Consider the following 23,122-nt stretch of genomic DNA (forward strand, 5'->3'; position numbering starts at 1 on the left):
CGCGGGCCTGACCGCGGGCCTGACCGCGCGGCTGACCCGCGCACCGGGCATCAGCCGCCCGGCGAATCGTCCGAGTGGCGGCGTGCCGGCTTGCCGATCTGGCGCTGGTCGTCGACACGGCGCCGGTCGGCCGGAATCGGGGTCGCGTCCACCCGGCGCAATTCCGCCGCGGGTCGGTTCAGCACCGCGGCCGACAGGTCCGGCGACAGGCCGGCCAGCTGCGCGTAACGCACGGCGCGGTCGGCCCCGAAGGCATTGCGCGTCAATACGGCAATGCCAACCAGTTCGGCCGTATGGACATCCTTTCGTCTACTCATGGGCGCAGCATACTATGCGCACTGTCCAGCGACTGTTAGTTGTACAACAGTGGCAGCAAGGCTCCGCCGCGCGCAATCCGCTCTCGACGAGATCGCCGTGATCTCGCAGATCATCAAGCGCGGTAATGGCTGGGCCACGCCGGCGCTGCAGGCTTCCGGTCAGATGACGCGGCGCGGCGCGGCCGTCTGCGGGTCGCCGCTGTTCGGCGTGCCGGTCGGCTCGATCAGCAGGATGTGCGCTTCGTCCGCGGCGCGTGGCCGGTGCCGCACGCCTTTCGGCACGACGTACAGCTGGCCCGGGCCGAGCGCCACCGTGCCGGCGCCTTCCACATCGATTTCCAGCGCGCCCTGCAGCACGAGGAAGAAATCATCCGTGTCCGGATGGACGTGCCAGTGGTATTCGCCGCGCAGTTTCGCGACCATCACGTCATGGCCGTTGTACAGGCTGACCGTGCGCGGCTGCCATGCCTCGGTGAAGGTGGCCAGCTTGCCGGCCAGGTCGATCGGTGCGTTCATCGTTGCATCCTCCGGTGAAAACCCGATGATGCACGGGACGGCGGCAGGCCGTCTTGTACAATTGTTGCATGCGTGTGGAACGTTCCCCGGCACCCAACCAGGTGCACTTCTCCCCTCTTCCCGACGGCGTGACGCTCATGCGCGCCAGCTTCGCGGACCATGCGTTCGAGCGCCATAGCCACGACTGCTTCGCCATCGGCGTCACGGCGCACGGCACCCAGCGCTTCCGCTGCAAGGGCCGCCAGCATGACAGCCGCGCCGGCGAATTCGTGCTGTTCAATCCGGACGAGGACCATGACGGCAGTCCCGGCACGGCCGATGGTTTCGGCTACGCGATCTGGTACGTGCCGGAGGCTTTCGTGCGCAGCTGCGCGGATGTCGATGCGGGGCTGTCCGGCAATCCCTACTTCGCCGCGCCGCACATCGGCGATCCGCGCATGGCGCGGGAATTCACGCGCCTGAGTGCCCTGCTGCTGGCGCCCCCTCCCGAGGCACTGCACACCGAAACGCTGCTGCGCCGCTTCATCGGCACGCTGCTGGCACGCCATGGCGAACGGCCGCAGTCGACCATGGCGGCACCGCGCGGCGCGGGCCTCGAACCGCTGCTGCGCGTGAAGGACTATCTGCGCGCCCACTTCGCCCGCGACGTCACGGTGGCCGAACTGGCGGCCATCGCCGGCCTGTCGCGCGCCCACCTGACGCGCGCGTTCACGGCGGCATTCCACACGCCGCCGCACGTCTACCTGAACGCGGTCCGCATCGCGCATGCGCAAACACTGATCCGCCTCGGCACGCCGCTCGCCACCGTGGCGGCGGACTGCGGATTCGCCGACCAGAGCCACTTCACGCGGCGCTTCAAGGGCAGTGTCGGCGTGGCGCCGGCCGACTGGCGGCGCACGGTGTGCAAGGGCGCGTGACCGACCTTCCCCCGCACGCAGCCTGAGCGCTCCAGGCGAAGCCCGGGCCGGATCCGGGTGCGCCGGATGAAATCCCGTCGGGGCCGTTGACAGCTGTCGCCACGTGCCTATAATCGAAGCCTGCAATGATACCGGTATCTCAAGGGGCTTCCTCCAAGGACGTGGCTATGTGCGCATCCGCTTCGACCAGTCATGAAAACGTTGTCAAAGCCTCGATGCCCCTGCTCCGGCGCCAGCAGGGTGTCGCGATCGTGCTGGCGCTGCTGCTGATGGTGCTGGCCGTCACGCTCACTGCCAGCCTGTTCCTGCCCCAGCACGTCTGGCTCCGTGAAACGGAAAACCTGGCCGCCGCCGTGCGGGCCCGCGCGCTGCACCGCGCCGTGCTCGATGCCGAGCGCCAGATCCTCCGGCTCGATGCGATGACGCACGGCCCCGTGACGATCGCCGGCGGCACGTGGTCCAGGCCCGCGGACACCGGCCCCATGACCGCCCCCCTGCCGGCGGCGCAGGCGGCCGGACGGATACTGATCCGCGTGAGCGATGCGCAGGGCCGCTTCAACCTGACCAACCTGGCGACCCACGGGCAGCCGGATGCGGCGCAGACCGAGATCTTCCGGCAGCTGCTGCAGGCGGCAGGCCTCGACACCACCCTCGCGGAGCGCGCCGCCAGCGCGATCGCCGGCACGCAGGCAGCATCCGGCATGGCCTGGCAGGGACCGATGGCCTATCAGCGCCTCGACGACCTGCGTGCCATCGACGGCTTCGACGACCGCGTGCTCGCGGCGCTTCGCCAGCGCGTCGTCGTGCTGCCGGAGCGTACCGCCATCAATGTCAACACCGCCTCGCGCGACGTACTGGCGGCGGCCCTGACGCCGGCGCTGGCGGCCACGCTGGCCGATGGCCGCGACCGGGCATACCTGCGCGACCATGCCGATATCGCCGGCCGGCTGCCGGATGCCGCCCCGGCCGGGCTGGCCGCACTGGATGTGAAGAGTGCCTACTTCCTCGTCGAACTGCACATCGCCATCGGTCGCATGGCGCTGGACTCGGAAACGCTGGTACGGCGGCGCTGGGACAGCCGCATCCGGGACGGCGATGACGACCGCCTCCTGCCGACCCGCATCGTCTGGACGCGCGCGCTGTGAAACGACATTCCATGTTCTGCGCGGTGCGCCACCACCCGGGCAACGCACGCGCACCGCCGCGCGCCGGGCCCCATCCCTCCCGAAACGGATCCCATCGAATAACATCACTAACAGGAGACAGTCATGAACACGCCCCATCACGCCGCATCATTGAGATCCATCGCGGCGATCATCGCGCTGGCAGCCGCATCCCTCAGCACCGGCACGCACGCGGCCGCCGTGGAAGCCACGCCCGCCAGCGCCGGCGACAAGAGCATCACCGTCGGCCAGTACCAGCTGCACACGAACCTGTGGGGCATCGCCGGCGCGGGCACGGCCTGGTACGAATACCTGTTCACCAACTCGACGACGTCGATTGCCGGTTCCGGCTACAAGTGGAGCGGCTTCGGCGGCGATACGACGACGGTGAAGTCGTATCCCAGCATCCGACGCGGCGCCAGCAACCCGGGCAACGACGCGGGTGCTTCCGGCCTGCCCTACCAGTTCGCCGGCAATACGAAGAACGTGGACGTGCTGTGGAACTTCACGCCCACCGGCTACGACGGCACCGGCGCCATCAGCGGCACGTTCAACCACGCCATCGACGTGTTCTTCAGCACAGGCACGGTGAAGAACATGGCGAACGTGCGGGCCGAGATCATGGTGATCCCCGATTCGTCGGCCAACTCGCAGACGCAGGGCTGGGGCACGAAGGACGCCAATGCCTTCGTGATCGATGGCGAAACGTGGGACGTGTGGCAGGCCACGATGACCTCGAACGGCAACAGCTGGCCCGTGATGCAGTTCCGCAAGCGCGTGAAGGCGAACTACGTCAGCAAGAACCTGAAGCACTTCTTTGCCGAAGCGCTGGCACGCCGGCCGGATGTCTTTCTGGGCACCTACTACGTGCTGATGGTGGAGGCGGGCACGGAAGTCAAATCCGGTTCCGGCAAGGTCTACAACAAGGACTTCGTGGTCAACGTGTACTGACCGGACGGGCCAAAAAAACGGCCCGCGGGTGCGCGGGCCAAATGCAACAAGGAGGCGGTTATCCGATGGCGGTTGTGCTCAGAACTTCACGTCCAGCTTGACCGCCACGCTGCGGAACGCGTTGCGCAGCGGCGTCCAGGTGGTGGTGGTCACCGAGGCCGGCGCGTTCGGCGCCGAGGCATTGAAGTTCGCCAGCTGGACGGAACGGTTGCTCATGTACTGCTTGTCCGTCAGGTTATTCACGCGGAACGTCAGCGATGCGCGGCCCGATTTCTCCTGGAAGCCGAAGCCGGCGTTCACGTAGGTGGTCGGCTGCACGTAGTTGATCGGGTTCTGGTCCAGGTTCGTCACCATGTCGCTGGCGTAGTTGACGGTGCCGGTCACGAAGGCATCGAAGCTTTGCGATGGCAGGCGCACGTCGTACTTGGCGTTGATGCTGGCCTTGCGGCGCGGCGCGTAGGGCATGCGGCCGCCGCTGACATCGTTGGTGTTCTGGTTGCCGTACAGGGGATTGCGCAGGATGCAGCCGGCATTGAAGCCGCCGTTGCCGCCGCCCGAGACCTGGTAGCACTGCGCGTTCCGGAATTCGGTGATCGTCGCATCCGTATAGGCCAGGAAGGCGTTGACCAGCAGGTTCGGCGTGACCATCGCATTGATGTCCAGCTCCGCCCCTTTCGTCTCCACGCCCGGCAGGCTGTTCAGGCGGGTCTGGTAGATCAGCGTGTCGGGAATGTAGCTGCCCGAGTTCTGCTGGTAGTCCTTGAATTTCGAGCTGAACAGCGTGGCCGCGACGGCGAGCCGGTTGTTCAGGAAGTTGCCCTTCGCGCCGATCTCGAAGCTGCGCGCCGTTTCCGGCTTCACGGGCTGCTGGGCCGCGGTCAGCGCGTTCAGGCTGCTGGTGATGTCGTAGGCGTGGCCCTTGTAGCCGGTGGACGCCATCGCATAGGCCATCAGGCCGGGCGTGAACTGGCGCTGCAGGCTCAGTTTTCCGGTGACCGCTTCATCGGTATTGCCCGTGCTGGAAAAATTGTTGACGGCCTTGAAGCCGGAACCGAACGGCAGCGTTGACGGATTGCCCGTGCCGGCGAAATGGTAGCCGGACTCCTGCTCGTTGTAGCGCAGGCCCGCCGTGAGCGTGTTCTTCGGCATGAACTCCCAGCTGGCCTGGCCGAACACGGCCTTGTTGATGTTGTACGTGTCGCCGTAGAACTCGGTGGCGCTGGTGGCCGTCACGCCGTTCTCGCCCCGCTTGAAGTAGCGCGCCAGTTCGTTCTTGCCGTACCACAGGCCGACGACGTAGCGGAACGCCTCGCTGTCGGCCGAGGTGAGGCGGATTTCCTGCGTGCGCGACACCACGTCGAAGCGGCCGTGCTGCTCGGAGCCGCCGGGCAGTCCGGCCGGACGTCCGGTGCCGCTCACCGGGTAGTACAGCATCACCGGGCGGTCCGTGAAGTCCTGGTCGCGCGAGTCGTTCGCATGATAGCGGTCGGTCGACGTGATGGACGTGAGCGTGGCACCGTTCGGCAGTTCCCAGTTGACGCGCAGGCCCATGCCGCGCGTGGTCGAGTCCTGGCCCGTGAAGGTGTCGTTGCGGATGTTGCGGTTGTCCGGCGTGGCCGAGATGCCGTCCAGCACCTGGGCGATCGGGAACGCCGGCACGTTGTTGAGCAGGCCGTTCTGCAGATTGGTGCCGCTGATGCCGTTCAGGACGACCACGCAGCAGTCCGTCAGCGTGTGGTTGTAGCGGGGCGAGAAATCGATGCTGACGTTTTCCAGCGGCCGCCAGGCCAGCTTGACGAGGAAGGTCTTGCCGCCCGAGCCGTTGGTCTTCTTGCCGGTGGTGAGATTGTTCACGTTGCCGGGGAAGTCCGTGTTGGAGGCGGCGATGCGGAAGCCGAACTTCTCGTTCACTTCGCCGCCCACGGACAGGCCCAGGCGCCATTCCCTGTCGCTGGACGCGAGCACGCTGGCGCGGGTGGTGATGGGGCCGGAGATGGGCCGCGTGACGATGTTGATGGCGCCGGCGATGGCCGACTTGCCGAACAGCGTGCTTTGCGGGCCTTTCAGGATCTCCACGCGCGACACGTCCGTCAGGTCGCGGAAGGCCTGCACCTGCATGCCGATGGGGATGTCGTCGACGATCACGGCGACATCCGATTCCACGCCGATGCCGATCGACTGCGTGCCGATGCCGCGCATGTTCAGGCCCGTGTTGGCGGGATTGTCGGACTGCGTCTTGGTGAGCGCGGGCGACAGGTCGATGATGTCTTCCAGGTCGCGCACATTGTTCCGGCGCAGCAGCTCCTCGCTGATGACGGAAATCGACATCGGCACGTTTTCCAGCTTCTCGACGCGCTTGTTGGCGGTGACGACGACTGTCTCGAGTCCGGCTGCCGGGGCATCGGCCGGTGTATCCGGCTGCACGGCGGCCTGGGCGGACTGGGCCGCCTGGGCCCGGGCCGCCCCAGCCACACCGAGCGTGAGCATGGCGACGGCCACCGCAATGGCCATGGGACGTGGAACTGCCTTCTGAATGCTGATCATGTCTGGTCTCCTGATTGATATTGTTATGCGCCGACCCTGAAAACGTTATCAAATCCAATCCGACTACGTTACCGGTATCAAGACGAGATTGATGGTATCGGTAACTTTGTGGCGAAGTCAACATGAAAAGGCGGGCTTGTGAAGCAAAAGCGACAGGTCCGGAGCGCGACAGTGCGGGGAACGTGCAAGTCCCCGTGCCCGGCAAGGGGATATCGACCGCGCGTTGCAGTGCCTGTGTATCGGTGCCGGCACCAGGACCCGGACTCGCCAGGTGCCCGGGCAGCGGTGGTGCTCAGGTCGTGGAGCGTTCGACGATGATGTAGCCCACGTCGCAGACGGGATCGGCGATGGTCTTGCCTTCCGAGCGCGTGATGATGCAGCGGGCGGCCGTGGCACCTATGGCGGTGCCGTCGATGCGCACGGTGGACAGCGGCGGCCAGGTGTCGGCCGAGAAGGACTGGTCGCCGAGGCCGATGACGGCCAGCTGCTCGGGCACCCTGATGCCGGAAGCGTGGGCTTCCAGCAGCACGCCCAGCGCCATCATGTCCGAGCTGCAGAAGATGGCGTCGATGGACGGATCGCGCGCCAGCAGTTCGCGCAGGCCGGCGCGGCCGCTGCCCAGCGTGGTGGGCGCGGGTACGCTCCATGTCGGCACCTCGAGGCCGCGTGCCGCCAGTTCCGGCTGCAGCGCCAGCGCCGCATCGGCAAAGGCCTTGTTGCGGCGTACCGCGCGGTCGTCGTTGGCGCTGATGGCCGCCAGCCGCCGGCGCCCGCGGCGGTGCAGGTACTCGGCCACCGACTTGCCGATGCGCTCATGCGAAAAGCCCACCAGCATGTCGATCGGCGTGGGCGTCAGGTCCCAGGTCTCGACGACGGGAATGCCGCTGGCCAGCAGCTTGCGGCGCGCCTGTTCGGAGCGCATGGTCCCCGTCAGCACGACGCCGTCCGGGCGCCGGCCGATGATCGCTTCGAGCAGCGCGTCCTCGCGCGAGTCCTGGTAGCCGGACTGGCCCAGCATCAGCTGGTAGCCCGCATCGCCGAGCGTCTCCGTCAGCGCCTGCACCATCTCCAGGAACACCGAACCGGTGATGGTCGGCACCACGGCGGCCACCAGCCGGCTCTTCTTCGATGCCAGGCCGCCGGCCAGCATGTTCGGCACGTAGCCGATGCGCTCGACCACCTCGAGCACGCGCTGCCGGATCTCGTCCGACACGGCCTGCGGATTGTTCAAGGCGCGCGATGCCGTCATCGGCGCCACGCTGGCCATGCGGGCCACGTCGCGGATGGTCGGCCCGGCCCCCTTGCGGCTCTTGCGCGCAGGCGTCGCGGCCACGGCAGGGTCGGCAAGGTCGGGGGCATCGATCGCGGGCTTTTTCATGCCCGCGATTCTACCTTACCGGCAATGGTTGCGGTAACTTGGGCGCCGTCCCGTCACTCCAGCAGGCGGAACTCCTGCCGCAGGTGGATGGCATCGGACGCCGAACCGATCATCAGCACGAAGTCGCCCGGCTCGGCCACCCGTTCCAGCCTGCCGTTGACGAAGGCCAGCGCGTCGCGGTCGATCGTGAAGCGCACCGTGCGGCGCTCGCCCGCTGCCAGCTTCACCTTCCGGAACCCTTTCAGCTCCTGCACCGGCCGCACGATCGACGCCACCTTGTCGCGCAGGTAGAGCTGCACGACCTCCTCGCCGGCGCGCGGGCCCGTGTTCGACAGCGTGAACGACACTTCCAGCTTGTCGCGCGGCCCCATCGCGGGCTTGCTCAGCACCAGGTCGCTGTAGCCGAAGGTGGTGTAGCTGAGGCCATGCCCGAACGCGTAGCGCGGCGTGTTCGGCGCGTCGATGTAGGCCGAGCGGTAGACGATGTTCTTCTCGTCCAGCACCGGCCGGCCCGTGCTGTACTGCTGGTAGGAGATCGGGATCTGGCCGACGCTGCGCGGGAACGTCATCGGCAGCTTGCCGGACGGGTTGTAGTCGCCGAACAGCACGTCGGCGATCGCATTGCCGCCCTGGCTGCCGGCGAACCAGGTGTACAGGATCGCCGCCGCGCGGTCGGCGACATTGTTGAAGACGAGGGGCCGGCCCGCCATGATGGCCACCACGACCGGCTTGCCGGTGGCGGCCAGCGCATCGAACAGGCGCGCCTGCTCGCCCGGCAGGCCCAGTTCCGTGCGCGACTTCGCTTCGCCGCTCATGTCCCAGGTTTCGCCGACCACCAGCAGCACGGCATCGGCGCCGTTCGCGGCCGCGACGGCCTCCTTGAACCCGCTGGTATCGGTGCACGCGGCATCGCAGCCCTTCGCCACGACCAGCTTCGTCGCCGGCGACAGCTTGGCCCGGATGCCATCGACGACGCTGACGACGCGGCTCTCGTCGGAAGCGACGATCCAGCCCCCTTCCAGGTCGCGCCGCGACTCGGCCAGCGGCCCGATGACGGCGAGCGACTTCACGTCCTTGTTCAATGGCAGCGCGTGGTTGGCGTTCTGCAGCAGCACCAGGGATTTGCGCGCCACGTCCCGCGCCGCCTGCACGTGCGCGGGATCGTTCAGCACCGCCTGCTCGCGCGCCGCATCCGAGTAGCGATACGGATCGTCGAACAGCCCCAGCTCGAATTTCTTGTACAGGATGCGGCGCACGGCATCGTCCACCAGGGCCGGCTTGACCCTGCCGCTCCTGACCAGCTGCGCCAGGTTGCCCGTGTAGGCATAGCCCTCCATGTCCATGTCGCTGCCGGCATCGATCGCCTTTGCCGCCGCATCGGCCAGGTCGGCCGCATGGCCATGCTCGACCATCTCCTTGATGGACGCCCAGTCGCTGACGACGAAGCCCTTGTAGCGCCACTGGCCCTTGAGCAGATCGCGCTGCAGGTAGCGGTTGCCGGTCGCCGGCACGCCGTTCAGCGTATTGAACGAGTTCATGAAGGTGGCCACGCCGGCGTCCGCGGCGGCCTTGAACGGCGGCAGGTACGTTTCATGCAGCTGCTGCAGGCTCATGTCCACCGCGTTGTAGTCGCGGCCCGCGATGGCGGCGCCATAGCCGGCGAAGTGCTTGGCGGTGGCCATCACGCTGTCGAGGCCACCGAGCTTCTCGCCCTGGAAGCCGCGCACGCGCGCCGTGGCGATCTGCGCCCCGAGATACGGATCCTCGCCAGCGCCCTCCATCACCCTGCCCCAGCGCGGATCGCGGCCCACGTCCACCATCGGCGCAAAGGTCCAGTGGATGCCGGATGCCGCCGCCTCTTTCGCGGCGATGTGCGCGGACAGGCGCATCGCCTCCAGGTCCCAGGATGCCGCCTCGCCCAGCGGCACCGGGAACACGGTGCGGTAGCCGTGGATCACGTCGAGGCTGAACAGCAGCGGGATCTTCAGGCGCGACTGCAGCGCCAGCGCCTGGATCTCCCGCGTTTCCGCCACGCCCTTCACGTTCAGCATCGAACCCACCTTGCCGTGGCGGATATCGTCCAGCTTGTCGTTGAATTTCTCGCTGCCGGGACCGGTCATCTGGCGGCCGGTGAGCTGGTGCAGCTGGCCCACCTTCTCGTCCAGCGTCATGCGCTTCAACAGCGCTTCGACCTTCGCTTCGATGGCCCTGTCCTGCGCCGATGCGGAGCCGCCGAGGGTCACCACGGCCAGCGCCACCAGGCATGCGATCCGCTTCATTTGCCGGCCCCTTTCGCGTACTGCTGCTGCACGCCGTCATAGAACGCCTTCAGTGCGTGGAAGGCCTTCTTCTTCTGGCCGGTGTCCGAGACCAGGCCCTTGCGGTTCCAGAAGTCCTGGAAATAGGGATGCTGGCGGCGCGGCGAACGGAAGTCGGTCAGCACCCACGGCGTCATGCCGCGCAGGCCGGGAATCGCGGTGAGCAGCTTGAACTGGTTCTGGTACAGCAGCTCCTGGTATTCCTCGCTCCAGCGCGTGTCGGCATCGGCGTGGTAGCCGGCCAGCGCGTCGGCCCCCAGTTCGGTGATCACCACCGGCTTGTCGTAGTCGATGCGGAAGCGGTAGGTCAGCATGTCCTTCGCATTGCTCCAGTACCAGCCGGCGTATTCGTTGAAGCTGGCCAGGTCCAGCGCATCGGCCAGCGGATCCTGCACGACCACTTCCTTGCCTTCGCGGTGCACCTCCAGCGCGGCGGCCACCAGGCGCGTGTCGTCCAGGCCGCGCGCCGTTCCCGCCAGCTTGCGCATGAAGACGTTACGCGGCTCGCTCACCGGCGTCTCGTTCCCGATCGACCAGACGATCACGCTGGCGCGGTTGCGGTCGCGCACCACCAGGTCGGTCAGCTGCTGGTTGGCGTTGCGGAAGGTGTCGGCGTTCTGCCACGAGATGGTCCAGTAGACGGGCACCTCGGCCCATACCAGCAGCCCCATTTCGTCCGCCAGGCGCGCCATCTTCTCGCTGTGCGGATAGTGCGCCAGGCGCACGTAGTTGGCGTTCAGTTCCTTGGCCCATTGCAGCATCATGCGCATGTCGCCCTCGCCGCGCAGGCGGCCCTGGATCAGCGGATTCTCGTCATGCAGCGAGATCCCGCGCAGGAAGATCGACTTGCCGTTCAGCAGAATGTCGCGGCCGCGCGTTTCGATGGTGCGAAAGCCGATGCGGTCGGCCACGCTGTCCGGCCCCGCGGCGATCTTCACCTGGTACAGCTTCGGGTCCTCCGGCGACCAGTAGCGCAGCGACCGGACCGAGATGCTGATCGCGGCGCGGCCGGCCGCATCGGTCCGGACGGTCGTCTTCAGCTGCGCCTCGGGAATCTCCACGGTCACCGTCTGCGCCGGCTGCGCGCCGGCCACCTGCACGAAGCCTTCGATGCGTTTCAGGTCGCCTTTCGCCAGCTGCACCTTGTAGTCGGCGATGTAGGTATCCGGCACTTCGGCCAGCAGCACGTCGCGCGTGATGCCGCCATAGTTCCACCAGTCCGTGTTGACGGTCGGGATCTCGTCCTGGCGGCGCGTGTTGTCGGCCTTGACGACGACGAAGTTGCGGCCCTTCGCCAGCTTGCCCGTGACGTCGAACTGGAACGGCGTGAAGCCGCCCTTGTGCGTGCCCAGCTTCTTGCCGTTCAGGTAGACGTGCGACTCGTAGTTGACGGCGCCGAAGTAGAGGAAGTAGCGCTTGCCCTCCTTCGGCTGGGCATCGAACACCTGGCGCAGCCACACGGTGCCTTCGTACAGCGACAGCTTCTCGGCCTGGGAATTCCAGTCGCCCGGCACCTTCATGTTGGGCGACAGGTCGAAGTTGTATTCGACCCAGTCGTTCTTCGTCTTCGGCTGCAGGTCCTCGTAGAAGCCCTGCGGACCTTTCGGCGAGCGGTCGAACGGCTCGTGGCGGTAGTCGTAGTAACCCATCTCGTAGGGGTCGATGATGTAGTTCCAGCGCCCGTTCAGCGACACGTGGGAACGCGCGAAGACGTTCTGCAGCAGCTGCGCGCCGCCCTGCGCCGGGCCATGTTCGTGCTGCGCCACCGGCGCCGCGGCCGGCTGGCCCGCCGGCTGTGCTATCGATTGTGCTGCCCCGTCCGCGCCCCATCCCAGCAGCGCCGTGCAGCACAGCGCGCCCAATGCCTTGATCAGCTGTTTCAATTCATCTCCTCCCGTTATTTTTGTTACCGGTATCAATTTCTTCGGTCGATGTTAGCTACACTGCATGCAAATGTCAACGGCCTGTGCAGATCGCGTGGAACCAACCGGACGGCATGGGGGTCAGATCCGGATATGCAGGCCGCAGGATGGCTGCGGCAGGCGCGTCCCTGCGATTCACGGGTGCGCTGCCACCCGTGCGAAAGTGCGATATTGACCGGGAATGCATGGCCCGGCGGGAGACCTTATGTGCATTCAGGAACATCCGAAGTTCCGCGCGGAGCTGAAGACGCTGACCGACCACTGGAGCGTGGGCGGCTTCAAGATCATCGTGCTGCTTGGCAAGGCGGTGCGGCTGATCCACCGGGCCCGCCAGCGCGGCTATCCGCATGGACTGATCACGCGGAATGTGACGACGAGCGGGGGAACGAGTACTACAATCCATTATGTGCACGTGCCTTCGCCTTATGGCGATGTCGTGTGCATCGTCAATGACGAACGGAGCGGCGCGCGGCATTGCCTGGATCTGCTCGTCATCGATTCGACGGGCCTGGGCGATCAGTGGATCCTGCATCCCGATCCCTTCCGGGTGGCTGCCGACCGTGCCTGAGGAGCTTGCCATGCAGACTGACCTGATGGCGGAAACGACCGATCTTTCGGACGATCCCCGCTTTGCCCTGGGATACGGCTATCCCGAACTCGTCGAGGCCTTGCTGGAACTGAACACGCCGCCGTCGCCCCGCTGGGAATGGCTGAACCAGGCCGGCGCCCACGACACGGGTGCCGCCGGGGACCTGCTGGCCGCCCCCCGCGCAGCTCTTCTACATGCGCATGGAAGAACCCCTGTTCGTCGCGCTCGCCGGGCTGGCACAGGAACTCGGCGTGCATGCCTACGTGCTGTCGATCGATGCCGCGGCGCGCACGGCACGGCTGGTGTGGCGCTCCCGACCGGGCGCCGCTCCGGCCGCGCAGGTGGCCGCCATGGGGCAGGCCCTGCTGTCCACGCGGGGCGACGGCTGCGTCGATTTCGTGCCGGCCAGCCGCCTGCCGGGCAAGCGCCTGCGCGTGATGTTCAGCGAGTCCGCCGTGTAGGCCGGCGATGTGGCTCGATGCGACCGGGCTGGAATCGGCATCGGATTATGCCGGCTTCTTCGGTTCGCTGATCGCCGCCCTGCCGCCGCTGCGCAGCAGCTGGATCTACTACCGGGCGCGCGGCATCCTGCTGGCCGCGCAGCGCTCGCCGGGATCGGTTTCCGACATCGAATGCGAGCTGGCCGAAACGGCCATCGGCAAGGCCGCCCACTTCACCCGCTTCGACATGGGCTGCATGGGCGGCGGCTTCGTGCTGCTGCTCGTCTCGTTTGCCTGCAAGATCCTGTCGAAGCTGTGAGCGTCGGCGTTGTCGGGCGGGCGCGGCGCCCGCGACAGGGTGCCCCGGTCAGTGCGCCGGCGCCCCGACCAGCGTGGCACGCGCGGTACGCGGGCGATGTGGTTCCTGTCCCTGTTCCCGCCCTGGCGCCTCCTGCGGCCCGCCCTCCTGCCCCGCCAGCCGGAACTGCCCCATCAGTTCCCGCAGCGAAGCGGCCTGCTGGCGCAGCGCCTCGGCGGCGGCCGCGGCCTCCTCCACGAGCGCGGCATTGCGCTGCGTGTCGGTGTCGAGGTCCGTGACTGCTGCATTGATCTGGGCGATGCCATCGTCCTGGCTGCGCGAAGCCGCGCCCAGGTCCTGCATCAGCGTGCTGACGGCGCGCGCGCCATCGAGCATGCCCGTCATCGTGGCGCCCGCCTCCTCGGCCTGCGCCGCGCCGCGCCGGATGGCATCGACGGAGGCGGTGATCAGCACCTTGATCTCGCGGGCCGCACCGGCCGAGCGCTGCGCCAGTGCCCGCACCTCGCTGGCCACCACGGCGAAGCCGCGGCCCTGCTCGCCGGCGCGGGCCGCTTCCACCGCCGCGTTGAGCGCCAGGATGTTGGTCTGGAAGGCGATGCCGTCGATGACGGCGATGATGTCGACGATCTTCGAGGCGGAGGCGCTGAGGTCGTGCATCGTGTCGACCACCGCCGTGACGCTGGCGCCGCCCGCGGCCGCCGTCTCCGCCGCGCCCTGGGCCAGGCGCCCCGCCTGCACGGCCTGGCCGGTGTTGTCGCGCACCGCTTCCGTCAGCTTCGTGAGGGCCGCTGCCGTTTCCTGCAGCGTGGCCGCCTGGTGCTCGGTGCGGCTGGACAGATCGAGGTTGCCATGCGCGACTTCGACGGAGGCGGCATCGATGGCCAGCGCCGCATCGCGCACGCCGCTGACGGTACGGGCCAGCCGCGCCGTCATGTGGCTCAGGGCATCGAGCAGCTGGCCGATCTCGTCGCGGCGGCCGTGCTGCAGCGTGGCGCCCAGGTCGCCGGCGGCGGCCCGTTCCGCCAGGTGCAGCGCCTGCTGCAAGGGCTGCACGATGCTGCGTGTCAGCGCCCAGGCCAGCCCGGCGCCGAGCAGCAGTGCGACGGCGCCGAGCACGGCCAGCGTCAGGCGGCCCTGGTCGTAGGTGGCATGCGAATCATCCGACAGCAGGCGCGCGGCGGCGCGCTGGTGTTCGAGCAGTGCATTCAGCGCGGCGGCATAGGCATCGAAGGCCGGCGTCAGGCGCCCGGCCACCAGTTCATCGACCTGCTGCGTGCGGCCCATGTCCTTCTGCTTCATGACCTCGGCGCGCGCCGCGTGGTACGCCGCCTGCCGCGCCGCTGCCCGGTCCAGCAGCGCGCGTTCGGCCGGCTGCGCGGGCATGGCGGCGAGCTGGCGCTGCAGGGCCAGCGTCACCTTGCCGCCCTCGTTCAGCCCCTGCTGGAAATAATCCATCACTTCCAGGCTGTCGCTGTGCGCGATCGACAGGGCGCGCAACGCATTCAGGCGCTCGTTGCCGAGCAGTTCCGTGGTGACGCGCTGGCGCGCCAGCTTGTCGTCGACGAGGGCGGTGGCATTGTCCGCCACCTTCTGCAGGGACAGCAGCGAGGCGGCCGTGACGCCGGCCAGCATGAGGAGCAGCAGGGCAAAGGCGGCGACCACGCGCGCGCCGGTGCGCTGCCGGATGACATTGAACATGGGTAGAAGATTCCTGAGAATGGGCACGCAAAATACATCCCGCCGGCTTGCCTTCGAGGATATCGAGATTGCCATTAGGAAACTACCGGTATCGTAGCGGGACGGTGTGACGCGCCGATGACATCCCCTGCGCGGCCTGCCGCGCAGAGTGATGGTTTCACCCAACAGTTTGTCGTCCGGCGGCATGGCGAATTGGTTGCAGGGAGCAATTGATTGCTACAATCTCAACACCAATTTTCCCGGAGACCGCTTTGGAACACGAGAGCCACCACGCCCACCATCCCCACGGCACCGGCCTGCGCTGGCTCGACGTCACGCTGGCCGTGGCGGCCACGATCGTCTCGCTGGTGTCGCTCTGGCTGGGCCTGCATTCGGCGCATTCGATGGAGAAGCTGGTGGCGGCCAACAGCTATCCCTACCTGGAGCAGTACCGCGCCATGTCGTCGCCGGCCACCTTCCCGGACAGCGACCGGAAGCGCGGGCGCATCGAGTACCTGTACCAGAACAACGGCACGGGTCCGGCACGCATCGACTGGGTGGAACTGACCTTCGACGGCAAGCCGATGGCCGACATCACGGCACTGCTGGACGCCTGCTGCGCAGCGAAGCGCGACGACATCCGCGGCATGAGCCACCGCGGCGCGGTGGTCGGCACGCTGGTGCGGCCCGGCGACATGGTGTCGATGTTCTCCTGGGACGAACCGGTGACGCCGAACCCGGTCTTCGGCAAGCTGCACGGCCTGATGAACAAGATCAGCATCACGACCTGCTACTGCTCGGTGTTCGACGACTGCTACGTGCGCCGCCCGGACGCCACCAAGCCCGAGCCGGTCAAGGAATGCAAGGCGCCCGCCCGGCCCTTCCGCCCGGGCTTCCGCGACGACTGATGCGCGGCCATACGCGGCGGGGCCCAGGCGACGCGGCGGATTACATTTGCACGCCAACGTACTATCCTGAGGCTACGCGCACACAATCGATAACGGCAACCCGGTACCGCCGCCGCGCCCTCCGACCGTCCCGAAAGGAGCTTCCCATGCTGCTGTCCCTTCGCGCTTCGCCTCGTTCTTCGCCTCGTTCTTCGCTTTGTGCTTCGCTTTGTTCCTCGCTTCGTCCGTCCCTTCGTTCCCGCTTCTTCGTGGCCATGCTTGCCCTGGTGGGCGCCGCGCCGGCGCTGCACGCCGCGCCATTTGCCTATGTTCCCAACGAAGGTTCCGGCACCATCTCCGTGATCGACACGGCGACCGACCAGGTGGTGGCCGAGATGGTCGGCGGCAGCAAGCCGCGCGGCCTGGCCGTCAGCGGCGACGCGCGCTGGCTGTATGTGAGCGACCAGCCGAACAACCGGCTGCAGATCGTCAGCCTGGAGCGGCGCGCGCCGGCCGGCACGGTGGCGCTGGGCGAATCGCCGGAGGGCGTGGCGCTGTCGCCGGACGGGCGCTGGGTGGTGGCCGCGGTGGAGGAAAAGAACGAGATCGTCGTCACGGACACGCGCACCAACCTGCGCGCGTTCGCGATTCCCGTGCGCGGCCAGAATCCCGAGCACGCCGTGTTCAGCCCGGACGGCAGGCAGCTGTTCGTCAGCGCGGAAAATGGCGATGCAGTCGACATCATCGACATGGCGGCGCGCAAGCAGGTGGCGCAGGTGACGGTGGGCGCCCGGCCGCGCGGCATCGGCTTCCTGCCGGACGGCAGCCGCGCCTATGTCGCGGCCGAGAATGCCAACGAGGTGTTCGTCATCGACACGGTCCGGCATGCGGTGGTGGCGCGCATTCCCGCCGGCCTGCGCGCCAACGGCGTGGCCGTGCATCCGGACGGCAGCCGCGTCTACGTGTCCAATGGCGGCGCGGCCAGTGTCTCCGTCATCGATACGAAGTCGAACCGCGTGCTGGCCACGGTGGGGGTGGGCGAGCGCCCCTGGAACATGGCGCTGACACCGGATGGTGCCAAGCTGTACGTGGCCAACGGCCGCTCGGGCACCGTGTCCGTCATCGACACGGCCAGCAACCGCAAGCTGCGCGACATCACGGTCGGCAAGCTGCCGTGGGGTGTGGTGGTGCGCTGACGGGAAGTGCGGCGGCTTTCAGCGCTCGGCGAGGATGGCGAACAGCTTGCCGGTATCGAGCGGCTTGACCAGGTGATAATCGAAGCCGGCGGCCTGCGTGCGCTGGCGGTCGCTCTCCTGGCCGTAGCCCGTGACGGCCACCAGTTGCGCCGCGGCCGTGGCGGGCAGCGCGCGCAGCCGCTGCGCCAGTTCGATGCCATCCATGCCGGGCAGGCCGATATCGAGCAGGCAAACATCGGGCCGCAGCGTCTCGGCCCGCGCCAGCCCGGCCAGCGCATCGTGCTCCACCGCGACCCGGTGGCCGGTGGCTTCCAGCAGCATCGCCAGCATTTCGGCGGCATCGACGTTGTCATCGACGACCAGAATGCGTAGCGGCCTGCCCTCCCCGTCGTCCGGCACGGCAGCCGCTTCCACGGCAGCCGCTGCCTCGGCCTGCAGGTGCGGCAGGCGCACGGTAAAACAGCTGCCCTGGCCCGGTCCCGCGCTGCGGCAGCGCACCGTGCCGCCATGCAGTTCCACGAGGCTTTTCACCAGCGCCAGCCCGAGCCCCAGCCCGCCGGCCGAGCGGTCCGGCGTGCGCTCGGCCTGGGCAAACAGTTCGAACGCATGCTGCACCAGCTCGGCCGACATGCCGATGCCATCGTCGCGGATCTCCACCTCCACGTAGTCGGCCACCACGCGCGCGGTCAGGGTGATATGCCCGCTTTCATGGCTGTACTTCACGGCGTTGTTCAGGATGTTCGTCAGCACCTGCACCAGCCGGTTGCGGTCGCCGCTGACGAGGACCGGGACCGGCGGCAGGCGCAGTGCCAGGTGCTGGTGGCGCACCTCCACCAGCGGCGCCACCTGCTCGACCGCTTCGGCGATCACCTGGCCGATGTCCTGCGGTGCGCTGTCCAGGTTCACCAGGCCACGCGTGACGCGCGACACGTCGAGCAGGTCGTTGATCAGGTGCGTCATGTGCTCGACCTGGCGGCCGATCACCTGGCTGGTGCGGCGCACCGCTGCCTCGTCCAGCCTTGCCACCTGCAGCAGCTGGGCTGCCGCGCCGATCGGTGCCAGCGGATTGCGCAGCTCGTGGGCCAGCATGGCCAGGAATTCGTCCTTGCGGCGGTCGGCGGTCGTCAGCTGCTCCTGGGCGAACTTGCGCTCGCTGATATCGCGGAAGAAGAACGCCAGCCCGCCGCCCAGCGACGGATAGCAGCGGATTTCCGCCCAGGCCCGCGTGCCGTCCGGCAGCAGGTGATCCAGTTCGACCACCTCGGCCCGGCCGGTCGTCATCACGCGCTGGTAGGCCGCTTCCGTTGCGGTGCCCTTCAGTTCGGGGAACACGTCCCAGTGGTTGCGGCCGACCACCTGCGCGGCGGTGCGCTGGTTCAGGCGCAGGCCCTCCGCATTCATGCGCAGCATCGTCCAGTGGCGGTCGACTTCGGCGAAGCCTTCGGCCATGCTGTCGAAGATGTACTGGCTCTGGTCGCGCTCGATCCGCAGCGCGGCCTGTGCCTGCGCCGCTTCCACGGCGGACCAGGTGCGCTCGGCCACGTCCTGCGCCAGGCGGATCTCGTGTTCCTGCCAGCCGCGCGGCGCGGCGCTCTGGATCGTGAGCACCACGCGCAGCCGGCCGCCTTTCACGAGCGGCACCAGCAGGTCGGCCTGCACGCCGATCTCGTCGTACGCCGCCGTATGGTGCTCGGTACGGCTGTCCAGCGCCACATCGTGGTTGACCACGGCCTGGCCGGCGCGCAGGAAGGCGATCATGGCGGGGCCGAAGGCGTCCATCGTCTTGGTCTGGCCGGCCAGGCTGGCGAAGTCGTCGCCGGTCCAGTCGCGGCGGATGAAGATGGTGCCGGCATCGTCGTCCACATCCGCGTACAGCACGCGCGAGACCTGCAGCTTGCGGCCCAGCAGCTCGCAGGCCGCCGCGGTGGCGTCGTCCGGATCGTCCAGCTCGCGCATGCGGTCGGCCAGCGCCAGCTGGAATGCCTGGCTCGACCTGACGGCTTCGAGCTGCTGGATTTTCTCGGACAGGGCGCGATGGGCGGCGTGTGCACGCGTCACGTCATTGCCCTGCGCGAAGATGCCGGTGACGCGGCCGTTCTGGTCCGTCACGGGCTGGAACACCAGGTCGATGTACAGGTCTTCCAGCGGGCCGCCGGGCTGCCGGTGCAGCATCAGCTTGCGCTCCCGCAGCACCACCGATTCGCCGGTCAGGAAGGCCTGGTCGAGCAGTTCCATGAAGCCCTGGCCGGCCAGTTCCGGCAGCGCCTCGGGCACCGTGCGGCCCAGCAGGTCGCGATGGCCGACGAGGTCGAAATACGCGTCGTTCACCATCTCGAAGGTGTGGGCGGGCCCCGTCAGCACGGCGATGAAGCCGGGCGCATGGTCGAACAACTTCTGCAGCACACTGCGTTCGACGCTCAGGATGCGCGTCATCGCCTCGTGCATCTGCGAGCGGTTCATCTGCCGGATATCGGGCACCGCATCGGCGTTCTGCTTCAGGTAGTACTTGCGGGTAGCCGTGTCGAAGCGGTACAGCTCCGTCACGTCGATGGCGTTCTGCGCCACGAATGCCACTTCGCCATCGGCGCCGAAGACGGGCGTATGAACGGCGCTCCAGTAGCGCTCCTCGAACCCGCCGTCCTCCTGCCCCGCGCGCGGTACCGCATAGCGCAGCAGCGCGCTGGTGTGCGGCTCGCGCGTGGCGATGGCCAGCTCGATCGAACGGCCCACTTCGTCCAGGTTGGTCGATTCGGGATCGGCCGGATTGACGGGAAACGCCACGAAGATGTGCTTGCCGACGATGTCCTCGGCCGTACGGCCCGTGGCACGCAGGTACGCAGGATTGGCACCGATAATGAGGAAGTCGGTGTCGACCAGGAGGTACGGATAGGGCGAGGCCGTGAACAGCGCCGCATAGTCGGGTTGGAGGGCCATCCGGCATTTTTGCATACTTGTATCGAAACAAGTGCGCCAACCCGTGCGGGAGCACGCCGTTCAGGCTCCTAGCTCAACAGGACGGGCCCTCCCGGCGACTTCTGATATTGTTGGACAACTTAACAACATTTCGAGGACCACCCCATGAAAATCCTGCTCTGGATCGTCGCCATCATCTTCATCGTCGGCCTGCTCACCATCACGGGCGTGCTGAAACTGATCTTCTGATCTCCCTGCCGGTCAGACGATGGTGTCGATGACGCCACCGTCGACCCGCAATGCCGCGCCGGTCGTCGCGGCAGCCTGTTCCGAGCTGGCATACAGGACCATATTGGCCACTTCCTCGACGCTGGCCGCCCGGCGCAGGATCGACGAGCCCCGCTGGGCCACCACGAAGTCCGCCGCCACCTGTTCCAGCGAGCTGCCGGTGCGCGCCACATCCTCCTTCAGCATGTCCGCCACGCCTTCCGACAGCGTCGGCCCCGGCAGCACCGCATTCACATTCACGCCGGTACCCGCCAGCCGCTTGGCCAGGCCGCGCGAGACCGCCAGCTGGGCCGTTTTCGAAAAGCCGTAATGGATCATGTCGGACGGGATGTTCACCGCCGACTCGGACGAGATGAACACGATGCGGCCCCAGCCCCGTTCGACCATGCCCGGCGCATAGGCTTTCGACAGGCGCACGCCCGACATCACGTTGACCTGGAAGAAGCGCTCCCATTCGCTGTCCGGGATGTCGAAGAAATCCTGCGGGCCGAACACGCCGAGGTTGTTGACGAGGATGTCGATATCCGGATGGGCCGCCACCAGTGCGGCGCAGCCTTCCGCCGTGCCGAGATCGCCCACGAAACCCGTTGCTGCCCTACCGGCATCGCCGAGCTTGGCGATCGCCGCATCGACGCTCTGCTGGCTGCGCCCGTTGATGATCACCTGCGCGCCGGCGGCCAGGAAGCCTTTGGCGGTGGCGAAGCCGATGCCGGCGGTGGAGCCCGTGACGAGCACGCGGCGGTTGGTGAACTGGATGTGCATGGAAGCCTCCTCGGTGGTGTGTCGGCCGAGTATAGGGGCGCGCCAGCGGGGCTTGAAGACCCGTATGCCGAATTGACTTTTCAGGAATGCCGAACTATGGGGTCACGGGCTCGCTGCGCACGGCGGGCACCGCCCTGCCCTGCCACAGGCGCAGGCCTTCCAGCAGGGCGAAGGCAATGGCCACGGCGATCCACACCGACCACAGGGTGTGGGTGAGGAAGTGCGCGCCGCGCATCTGCTGCAGCCAGCCCAGTGCCACGCCGGGGAGGAGCGCCAGCCCTGCCACGCGCAGCGCCGTGCCCGGCCGGTGTGGCAGCCAGAACACGCCGATCGCCACCAGCCACAGCGCGCTCGATGCATGGCCGGCCGGCAGGCACTTGCCGGCCTCCACCAGCGCCGGCACATGATCGAGCAGGCGCAGGTAGGGTTCATGGCCCCCGTAGCGCGCCAGGTCCCACGGGCAGTGCGAGCTGCTGGCGTGCTTCAGCAGCGAGGTCACGGCGGGAATGGCGATGGCACACAGCGCCACGAAGCCCACCTGCGGCCGCCACCTGCCCAGCAGCCTGCCGCGCAGCACAAGGTCGGCGCCGGCCAGCACCATCGGGATGAGTGCCAGCACCGTCATCAGGCGGCGCAGGAATTCGTGGCCGAAGCGCTCCGTCAGCCAGGCATGCCGCCAGGGGAACAGGTGCGTGGCCGGGTCGTACAGCAGGTCGGCCAGGCGCAGGTCGAGGTCGGTGAAGGTGCCGAGCCACAGGATGCCGAGGGCACCGAGGATGAGGGCAAGAAGGATGTGCCGGCGGGCGGTGAAGGGAAAGACGGGCAGCTGGGAGGCGGACATGAATCGGGATCGAGGAAGACAGGCACCGACAGTATCGAATGGCAGAGCAAGGGAATGTTAAGCCGGTGGGAGGGATTCGTTAATCAGCGACCTCGCCAGCCGCGCGTCCGGACGAGGCGACGCCGAACGCTATATACTTCAGTACATAACGCTTTCCATCCACTCTGAAGGATTCTCCATGCGCCTGAACGCCCTCCGCCTCCAATCCATTGCCGCTTTTGCCATGCTGCTGCCCGTCGCCGCCCAAGCCGCCGACCTGACCGTCTCCGCCGCGGCCAGTCTCACCAACGCCTTCAAGGAACTCGCCCACTCGTTCGAAGCGGCGCACCCGGGCAACAAGGTGCTGCTGAACTTCGCCGCTTCCGACCCGCTGGTGCAGCAGATCGCCAAGGGTGCCCCGGTGGACGTGTTCGCGTCCGCCGACCAGGAGGCAATGGACAAGGCCGACGGCCTGAAGCTGCTGGCTGCCGGCACGCGCCGCGATTTCGTCAGCAACAGCGTGGTGCTGATCGTGCCGACCGACAGCGCGCTCCGTTCGCTGGACGAGCTGAAGGGCCCGGCCGTGAAACGCATCACCACTGGCAACCCGGCCAGCGTGCCGATCGGCCGCTACACGCAGGAAGCGCTGGCGAAGAACGGCCTGTGGAGCGCGCTGGAACCGAAATTCGTGTTCGGCACCTCGGTGCGCCAGAGCCTCGACTACGTGGCGCGCGGCGAAGCCGATGCGGGCTTCGTCTACGCGACTGACGTGATGGCGCAGAAAGACAAGGTGAAGGCCGTGCTGACCGTGCCGACCACCACGCCGGTGCGCTACCCGATCGCGGTGCTCGCCAATGCGCCGCAACCGCAGCTGGCGCGCCAGTTCGCCGACTATGCCGCCTCCGGCACCGGCCAGGCCATCCTCGTGAAATACGGTTTCGGCAAGCCCTGAGCCGACCGGCCACACCTGTCCTGGTGCCTGGCACCGGGACAAGTGCCTGCCATCGGGACACTCTGTCCTGGTGCCTGGCACCGGGACAGAGTGTCCTCCGCAGTGACTAGCACGATCGTTCTTATGTGCGCTGGCGCTCAAACAAGTTCATTTGTAAACGATAAAATGTGTTCAGTTTGGCAAGAAAGCTGCTCCGGTCTTCCGGCCCGCTTTCCGCCAGCGTGTATCCATTACAACCGAACTCTCTGGGAGC

At 67.5% G+C, this 23,122-nt stretch carries 20 protein-coding genes; 10 read left to right on the forward strand and 10 right to left on the reverse strand.

Annotated features, from left to right (window positions below; genetic code table 11):
- Window positions 1-50: 50 nt before the first annotated feature.
- A complete protein-coding gene (locus IP91_RS04435) occupies window positions 51-317 on the reverse strand; it encodes a hypothetical protein (protein WP_145647534.1) in 267 nt (88 codons plus the stop codon).
- Between the two features lie 159 nt (window positions 318-476).
- Window positions 477-833: a cupin domain-containing protein gene (locus IP91_RS04440; RefSeq protein WP_145647535.1), complete on the reverse strand. Its 357-nt coding sequence runs from the start codon at window positions 831-833 to the stop codon at window positions 477-479.
- 68 nt (window positions 834-901) lie between these two features.
- Between IP91_RS04440 and IP91_RS04445 the strand changes: the two genes are divergently transcribed.
- From IP91_RS04445 to IP91_RS04455, 3 genes are all read left to right on the forward strand, one after another.
- Window positions 902-1,750, forward strand: coding sequence for an AraC family transcriptional regulator (locus tag IP91_RS04445; protein ID WP_145647536.1), 849 nt, complete (start codon window positions 902-904; stop codon window positions 1,748-1,750).
- A gap of 215 nt (window positions 1,751-1,965) precedes the next feature.
- Window positions 1,966-2,895 (forward strand): type II secretion system minor pseudopilin GspK, encoded by a 930-nt coding sequence (gene gspK / locus IP91_RS04450; protein ID WP_158643079.1) that lies wholly within the window; start codon window positions 1,966-1,968, stop codon window positions 2,893-2,895.
- Window positions 2,896-3,018: 123 nt separating this feature from the next.
- Window positions 3,019-3,864, forward strand: coding sequence for a glycoside hydrolase family 12 protein (locus IP91_RS04455; protein ID WP_145647538.1), 846 nt, complete (start codon window positions 3,019-3,021; stop codon window positions 3,862-3,864).
- Between the two features lie 78 nt (window positions 3,865-3,942).
- Here IP91_RS04455 and IP91_RS04460 read toward each other — a convergent pair whose 3' ends face one another.
- The 4 genes from IP91_RS04460 to IP91_RS04475 form a co-directional block, all read right to left on the reverse strand.
- Window positions 3,943-6,408 carry a TonB-dependent receptor gene (locus tag IP91_RS04460; protein WP_145647539.1) on the reverse strand — a complete coding sequence of 822 codons (2,466 nt, stop codon included), beginning with the start codon at window positions 6,406-6,408 and terminating at the stop codon, window positions 3,943-3,945.
- 292 nt (window positions 6,409-6,700) lie between these two features.
- Entirely contained in the window at window positions 6,701-7,786 is a 1,086-nt protein-coding gene (locus IP91_RS04465; protein ID WP_145647540.1) for a LacI family DNA-binding transcriptional regulator, read from the reverse strand.
- A gap of 53 nt (window positions 7,787-7,839) precedes the next feature.
- Window positions 7,840-10,065 carry a glycoside hydrolase family 3 N-terminal domain-containing protein gene (locus tag IP91_RS04470; RefSeq protein WP_145647541.1) on the reverse strand — a complete coding sequence of 742 codons (2,226 nt, stop codon included), beginning with the start codon at window positions 10,063-10,065 and terminating at the stop codon, window positions 7,840-7,842.
- Window positions 10,062-11,987 (reverse strand): glycoside hydrolase family 2 protein, encoded by a 1,926-nt coding sequence (locus tag IP91_RS04475; protein WP_229473862.1) that lies wholly within the window; start codon window positions 11,985-11,987, stop codon window positions 10,062-10,064. The genes IP91_RS04470 and IP91_RS04475 overlap by 4 nt, the downstream gene beginning before the upstream one ends.
- A gap of 244 nt (window positions 11,988-12,231) precedes the next feature.
- Here IP91_RS04475 and IP91_RS04480 point away from each other — a divergent pair, with 244 nt between their 5' ends.
- From IP91_RS04480 to IP91_RS04490, 3 genes are all read left to right on the forward strand, one after another.
- Window positions 12,232-12,594 (forward strand): hypothetical protein, encoded by a 363-nt coding sequence (locus IP91_RS04480; RefSeq protein WP_145647542.1) that lies wholly within the window; start codon window positions 12,232-12,234, stop codon window positions 12,592-12,594.
- Window positions 12,595-12,809: 215 nt separating this feature from the next.
- Window positions 12,810-13,076 (forward strand): hypothetical protein, encoded by a 267-nt coding sequence (locus IP91_RS04485; RefSeq protein WP_145647543.1) that lies wholly within the window; start codon window positions 12,810-12,812, stop codon window positions 13,074-13,076.
- Between the two features lie 7 nt (window positions 13,077-13,083).
- The gene (locus IP91_RS04490) at window positions 13,084-13,374 is read left to right on the forward strand and encodes a hypothetical protein (protein ID WP_145647544.1); all 291 of its coding nucleotides are present in this window, start codon (window positions 13,084-13,086) and stop codon (window positions 13,372-13,374) included.
- 48 nt (window positions 13,375-13,422) lie between these two features.
- Here IP91_RS04490 and IP91_RS04495 read toward each other — a convergent pair whose 3' ends face one another.
- Window positions 13,423-15,072: a methyl-accepting chemotaxis protein gene (locus tag IP91_RS04495; RefSeq protein ID WP_158643080.1), complete on the reverse strand. Its 1,650-nt coding sequence runs from the start codon at window positions 15,070-15,072 to the stop codon at window positions 13,423-13,425.
- Between the two features lie 251 nt (window positions 15,073-15,323).
- On the opposite strand from IP91_RS04495, the gene IP91_RS04500 reads away from it, so the two are divergent.
- A complete protein-coding gene (locus IP91_RS04500; protein WP_145647546.1) occupies window positions 15,324-15,959 on the forward strand; it encodes a hypothetical protein in 636 nt (211 codons plus the stop codon).
- 254 nt (window positions 15,960-16,213) lie between these two features.
- Window positions 16,214-17,134 carry a beta-propeller fold lactonase family protein gene (locus IP91_RS04505; RefSeq protein WP_145648021.1) on the forward strand — a complete coding sequence of 307 codons (921 nt, stop codon included), beginning with the start codon at window positions 16,214-16,216 and terminating at the stop codon, window positions 17,132-17,134.
- Window positions 17,135-17,152: 18 nt separating this feature from the next.
- On the opposite strand, the gene IP91_RS04510 is transcribed toward IP91_RS04505, so the two are convergent.
- Window positions 17,153-20,068, reverse strand: a complete 2,916-nt coding sequence (locus IP91_RS04510) for a hybrid sensor histidine kinase/response regulator (protein ID WP_158643081.1) — start codon at window positions 20,066-20,068, stop codon at window positions 17,153-17,155.
- 144 nt (window positions 20,069-20,212) lie between these two features.
- Between IP91_RS04510 and IP91_RS26810 the strand changes: the two genes are divergently transcribed.
- The gene (locus IP91_RS26810) at window positions 20,213-20,296 is read left to right on the forward strand and encodes a small membrane protein YohP (RefSeq protein ID WP_443094138.1); all 84 of its coding nucleotides are present in this window, start codon (window positions 20,213-20,215) and stop codon (window positions 20,294-20,296) included.
- A 12-nt stretch (window positions 20,297-20,308) separates the two neighbouring features.
- Here the strand turns inward: IP91_RS26810 and IP91_RS04515 are convergent, their stop codons facing one another.
- Together IP91_RS04515 and IP91_RS04520 are read right to left on the reverse strand one after the other, a co-directional pair.
- Window positions 20,309-21,097 carry an SDR family NAD(P)-dependent oxidoreductase gene (locus IP91_RS04515; RefSeq protein WP_145647548.1) on the reverse strand — a complete coding sequence of 263 codons (789 nt, stop codon included), beginning with the start codon at window positions 21,095-21,097 and terminating at the stop codon, window positions 20,309-20,311.
- Window positions 21,098-21,191: 94 nt separating this feature from the next.
- A complete protein-coding gene (locus IP91_RS04520; protein WP_145647549.1) occupies window positions 21,192-21,938 on the reverse strand; it encodes a phosphatase PAP2 family protein in 747 nt (248 codons plus the stop codon).
- Window positions 21,939-22,116: 178 nt separating this feature from the next.
- Here IP91_RS04520 and modA point away from each other — a divergent pair, with 178 nt between their 5' ends.
- A complete protein-coding gene (gene modA, locus IP91_RS04525; RefSeq protein ID WP_145647550.1) occupies window positions 22,117-22,869 on the forward strand; it encodes a molybdate ABC transporter substrate-binding protein in 753 nt (250 codons plus the stop codon).
- Window positions 22,870-23,122 lie beyond the last annotated feature (253 nt).

Origin of the sequence: Pseudoduganella lurida (assembly GCF_007830455.1) — a bacterium.
Classification (GTDB): domain Bacteria; phylum Pseudomonadota; class Gammaproteobacteria; order Burkholderiales; family Burkholderiaceae_D; genus Rugamonas; species Rugamonas lurida.

Coding starts and splice junctions, on each gene's coding strand:
- gspK (WP_158643079.1), top strand. CDS start 1,966: ATGCCCCTGCTCCGGCGCCAGCAGGGTGTCGCGATCGTGCTGGCGCTG.
- IP91_RS04495 (WP_158643080.1), bottom strand. CDS start 15,072: ATGTTCAATGTCATCCGGCAGCGCACCGGCGCGCGCGTGGTCGCCGCC.
- IP91_RS26810 (WP_443094138.1), top strand. CDS start 20,213: ATGAAAATCCTGCTCTGGATCGTCGCCATCATCTTCATCGTCGGCCTG.
- IP91_RS04505 (WP_145648021.1), top strand. CDS start 16,214: ATGCTTGCCCTGGTGGGCGCCGCGCCGGCGCTGCACGCCGCGCCATTT.
- IP91_RS04465 (WP_145647540.1), bottom strand. CDS start 7,786: ATGAAAAAGCCCGCGATCGATGCCCCCGACCTTGCCGACCCTGCCGTG.
- IP91_RS04490 (WP_145647544.1), top strand. CDS start 13,084: ATGTGGCTCGATGCGACCGGGCTGGAATCGGCATCGGATTATGCCGGC.
- IP91_RS04440 (WP_145647535.1), bottom strand. CDS start 833: ATGAACGCACCGATCGACCTGGCCGGCAAGCTGGCCACCTTCACCGAG.
- modA (WP_145647550.1), top strand. CDS start 22,117: ATGCGCCTGAACGCCCTCCGCCTCCAATCCATTGCCGCTTTTGCCATG.
- IP91_RS04520 (WP_145647549.1), bottom strand. CDS start 21,938: ATGTCCGCCTCCCAGCTGCCCGTCTTTCCCTTCACCGCCCGCCGGCAC.
- IP91_RS04455 (WP_145647538.1), top strand. CDS start 3,019: ATGAACACGCCCCATCACGCCGCATCATTGAGATCCATCGCGGCGATC.
- IP91_RS04485 (WP_145647543.1), top strand. CDS start 12,810: ATGCGCATGGAAGAACCCCTGTTCGTCGCGCTCGCCGGGCTGGCACAG.
- IP91_RS04460 (WP_145647539.1), bottom strand. CDS start 6,408: ATGATCAGCATTCAGAAGGCAGTTCCACGTCCCATGGCCATTGCGGTG.
- IP91_RS04470 (WP_145647541.1), bottom strand. CDS start 10,065: ATGAAGCGGATCGCATGCCTGGTGGCGCTGGCCGTGGTGACCCTCGGC.
- IP91_RS04445 (WP_145647536.1), top strand. CDS start 902: ATGCGTGTGGAACGTTCCCCGGCACCCAACCAGGTGCACTTCTCCCCT.
- IP91_RS04510 (WP_158643081.1), bottom strand. CDS start 20,068: ATGGCCCTCCAACCCGACTATGCGGCGCTGTTCACGGCCTCGCCCTAT.
- IP91_RS04480 (WP_145647542.1), top strand. CDS start 12,232: ATGTGCATTCAGGAACATCCGAAGTTCCGCGCGGAGCTGAAGACGCTG.
- IP91_RS04435 (WP_145647534.1), bottom strand. CDS start 317: ATGAGTAGACGAAAGGATGTCCATACGGCCGAACTGGTTGGCATTGCC.
- IP91_RS04515 (WP_145647548.1), bottom strand. CDS start 21,097: ATGCACATCCAGTTCACCAACCGCCGCGTGCTCGTCACGGGCTCCACC.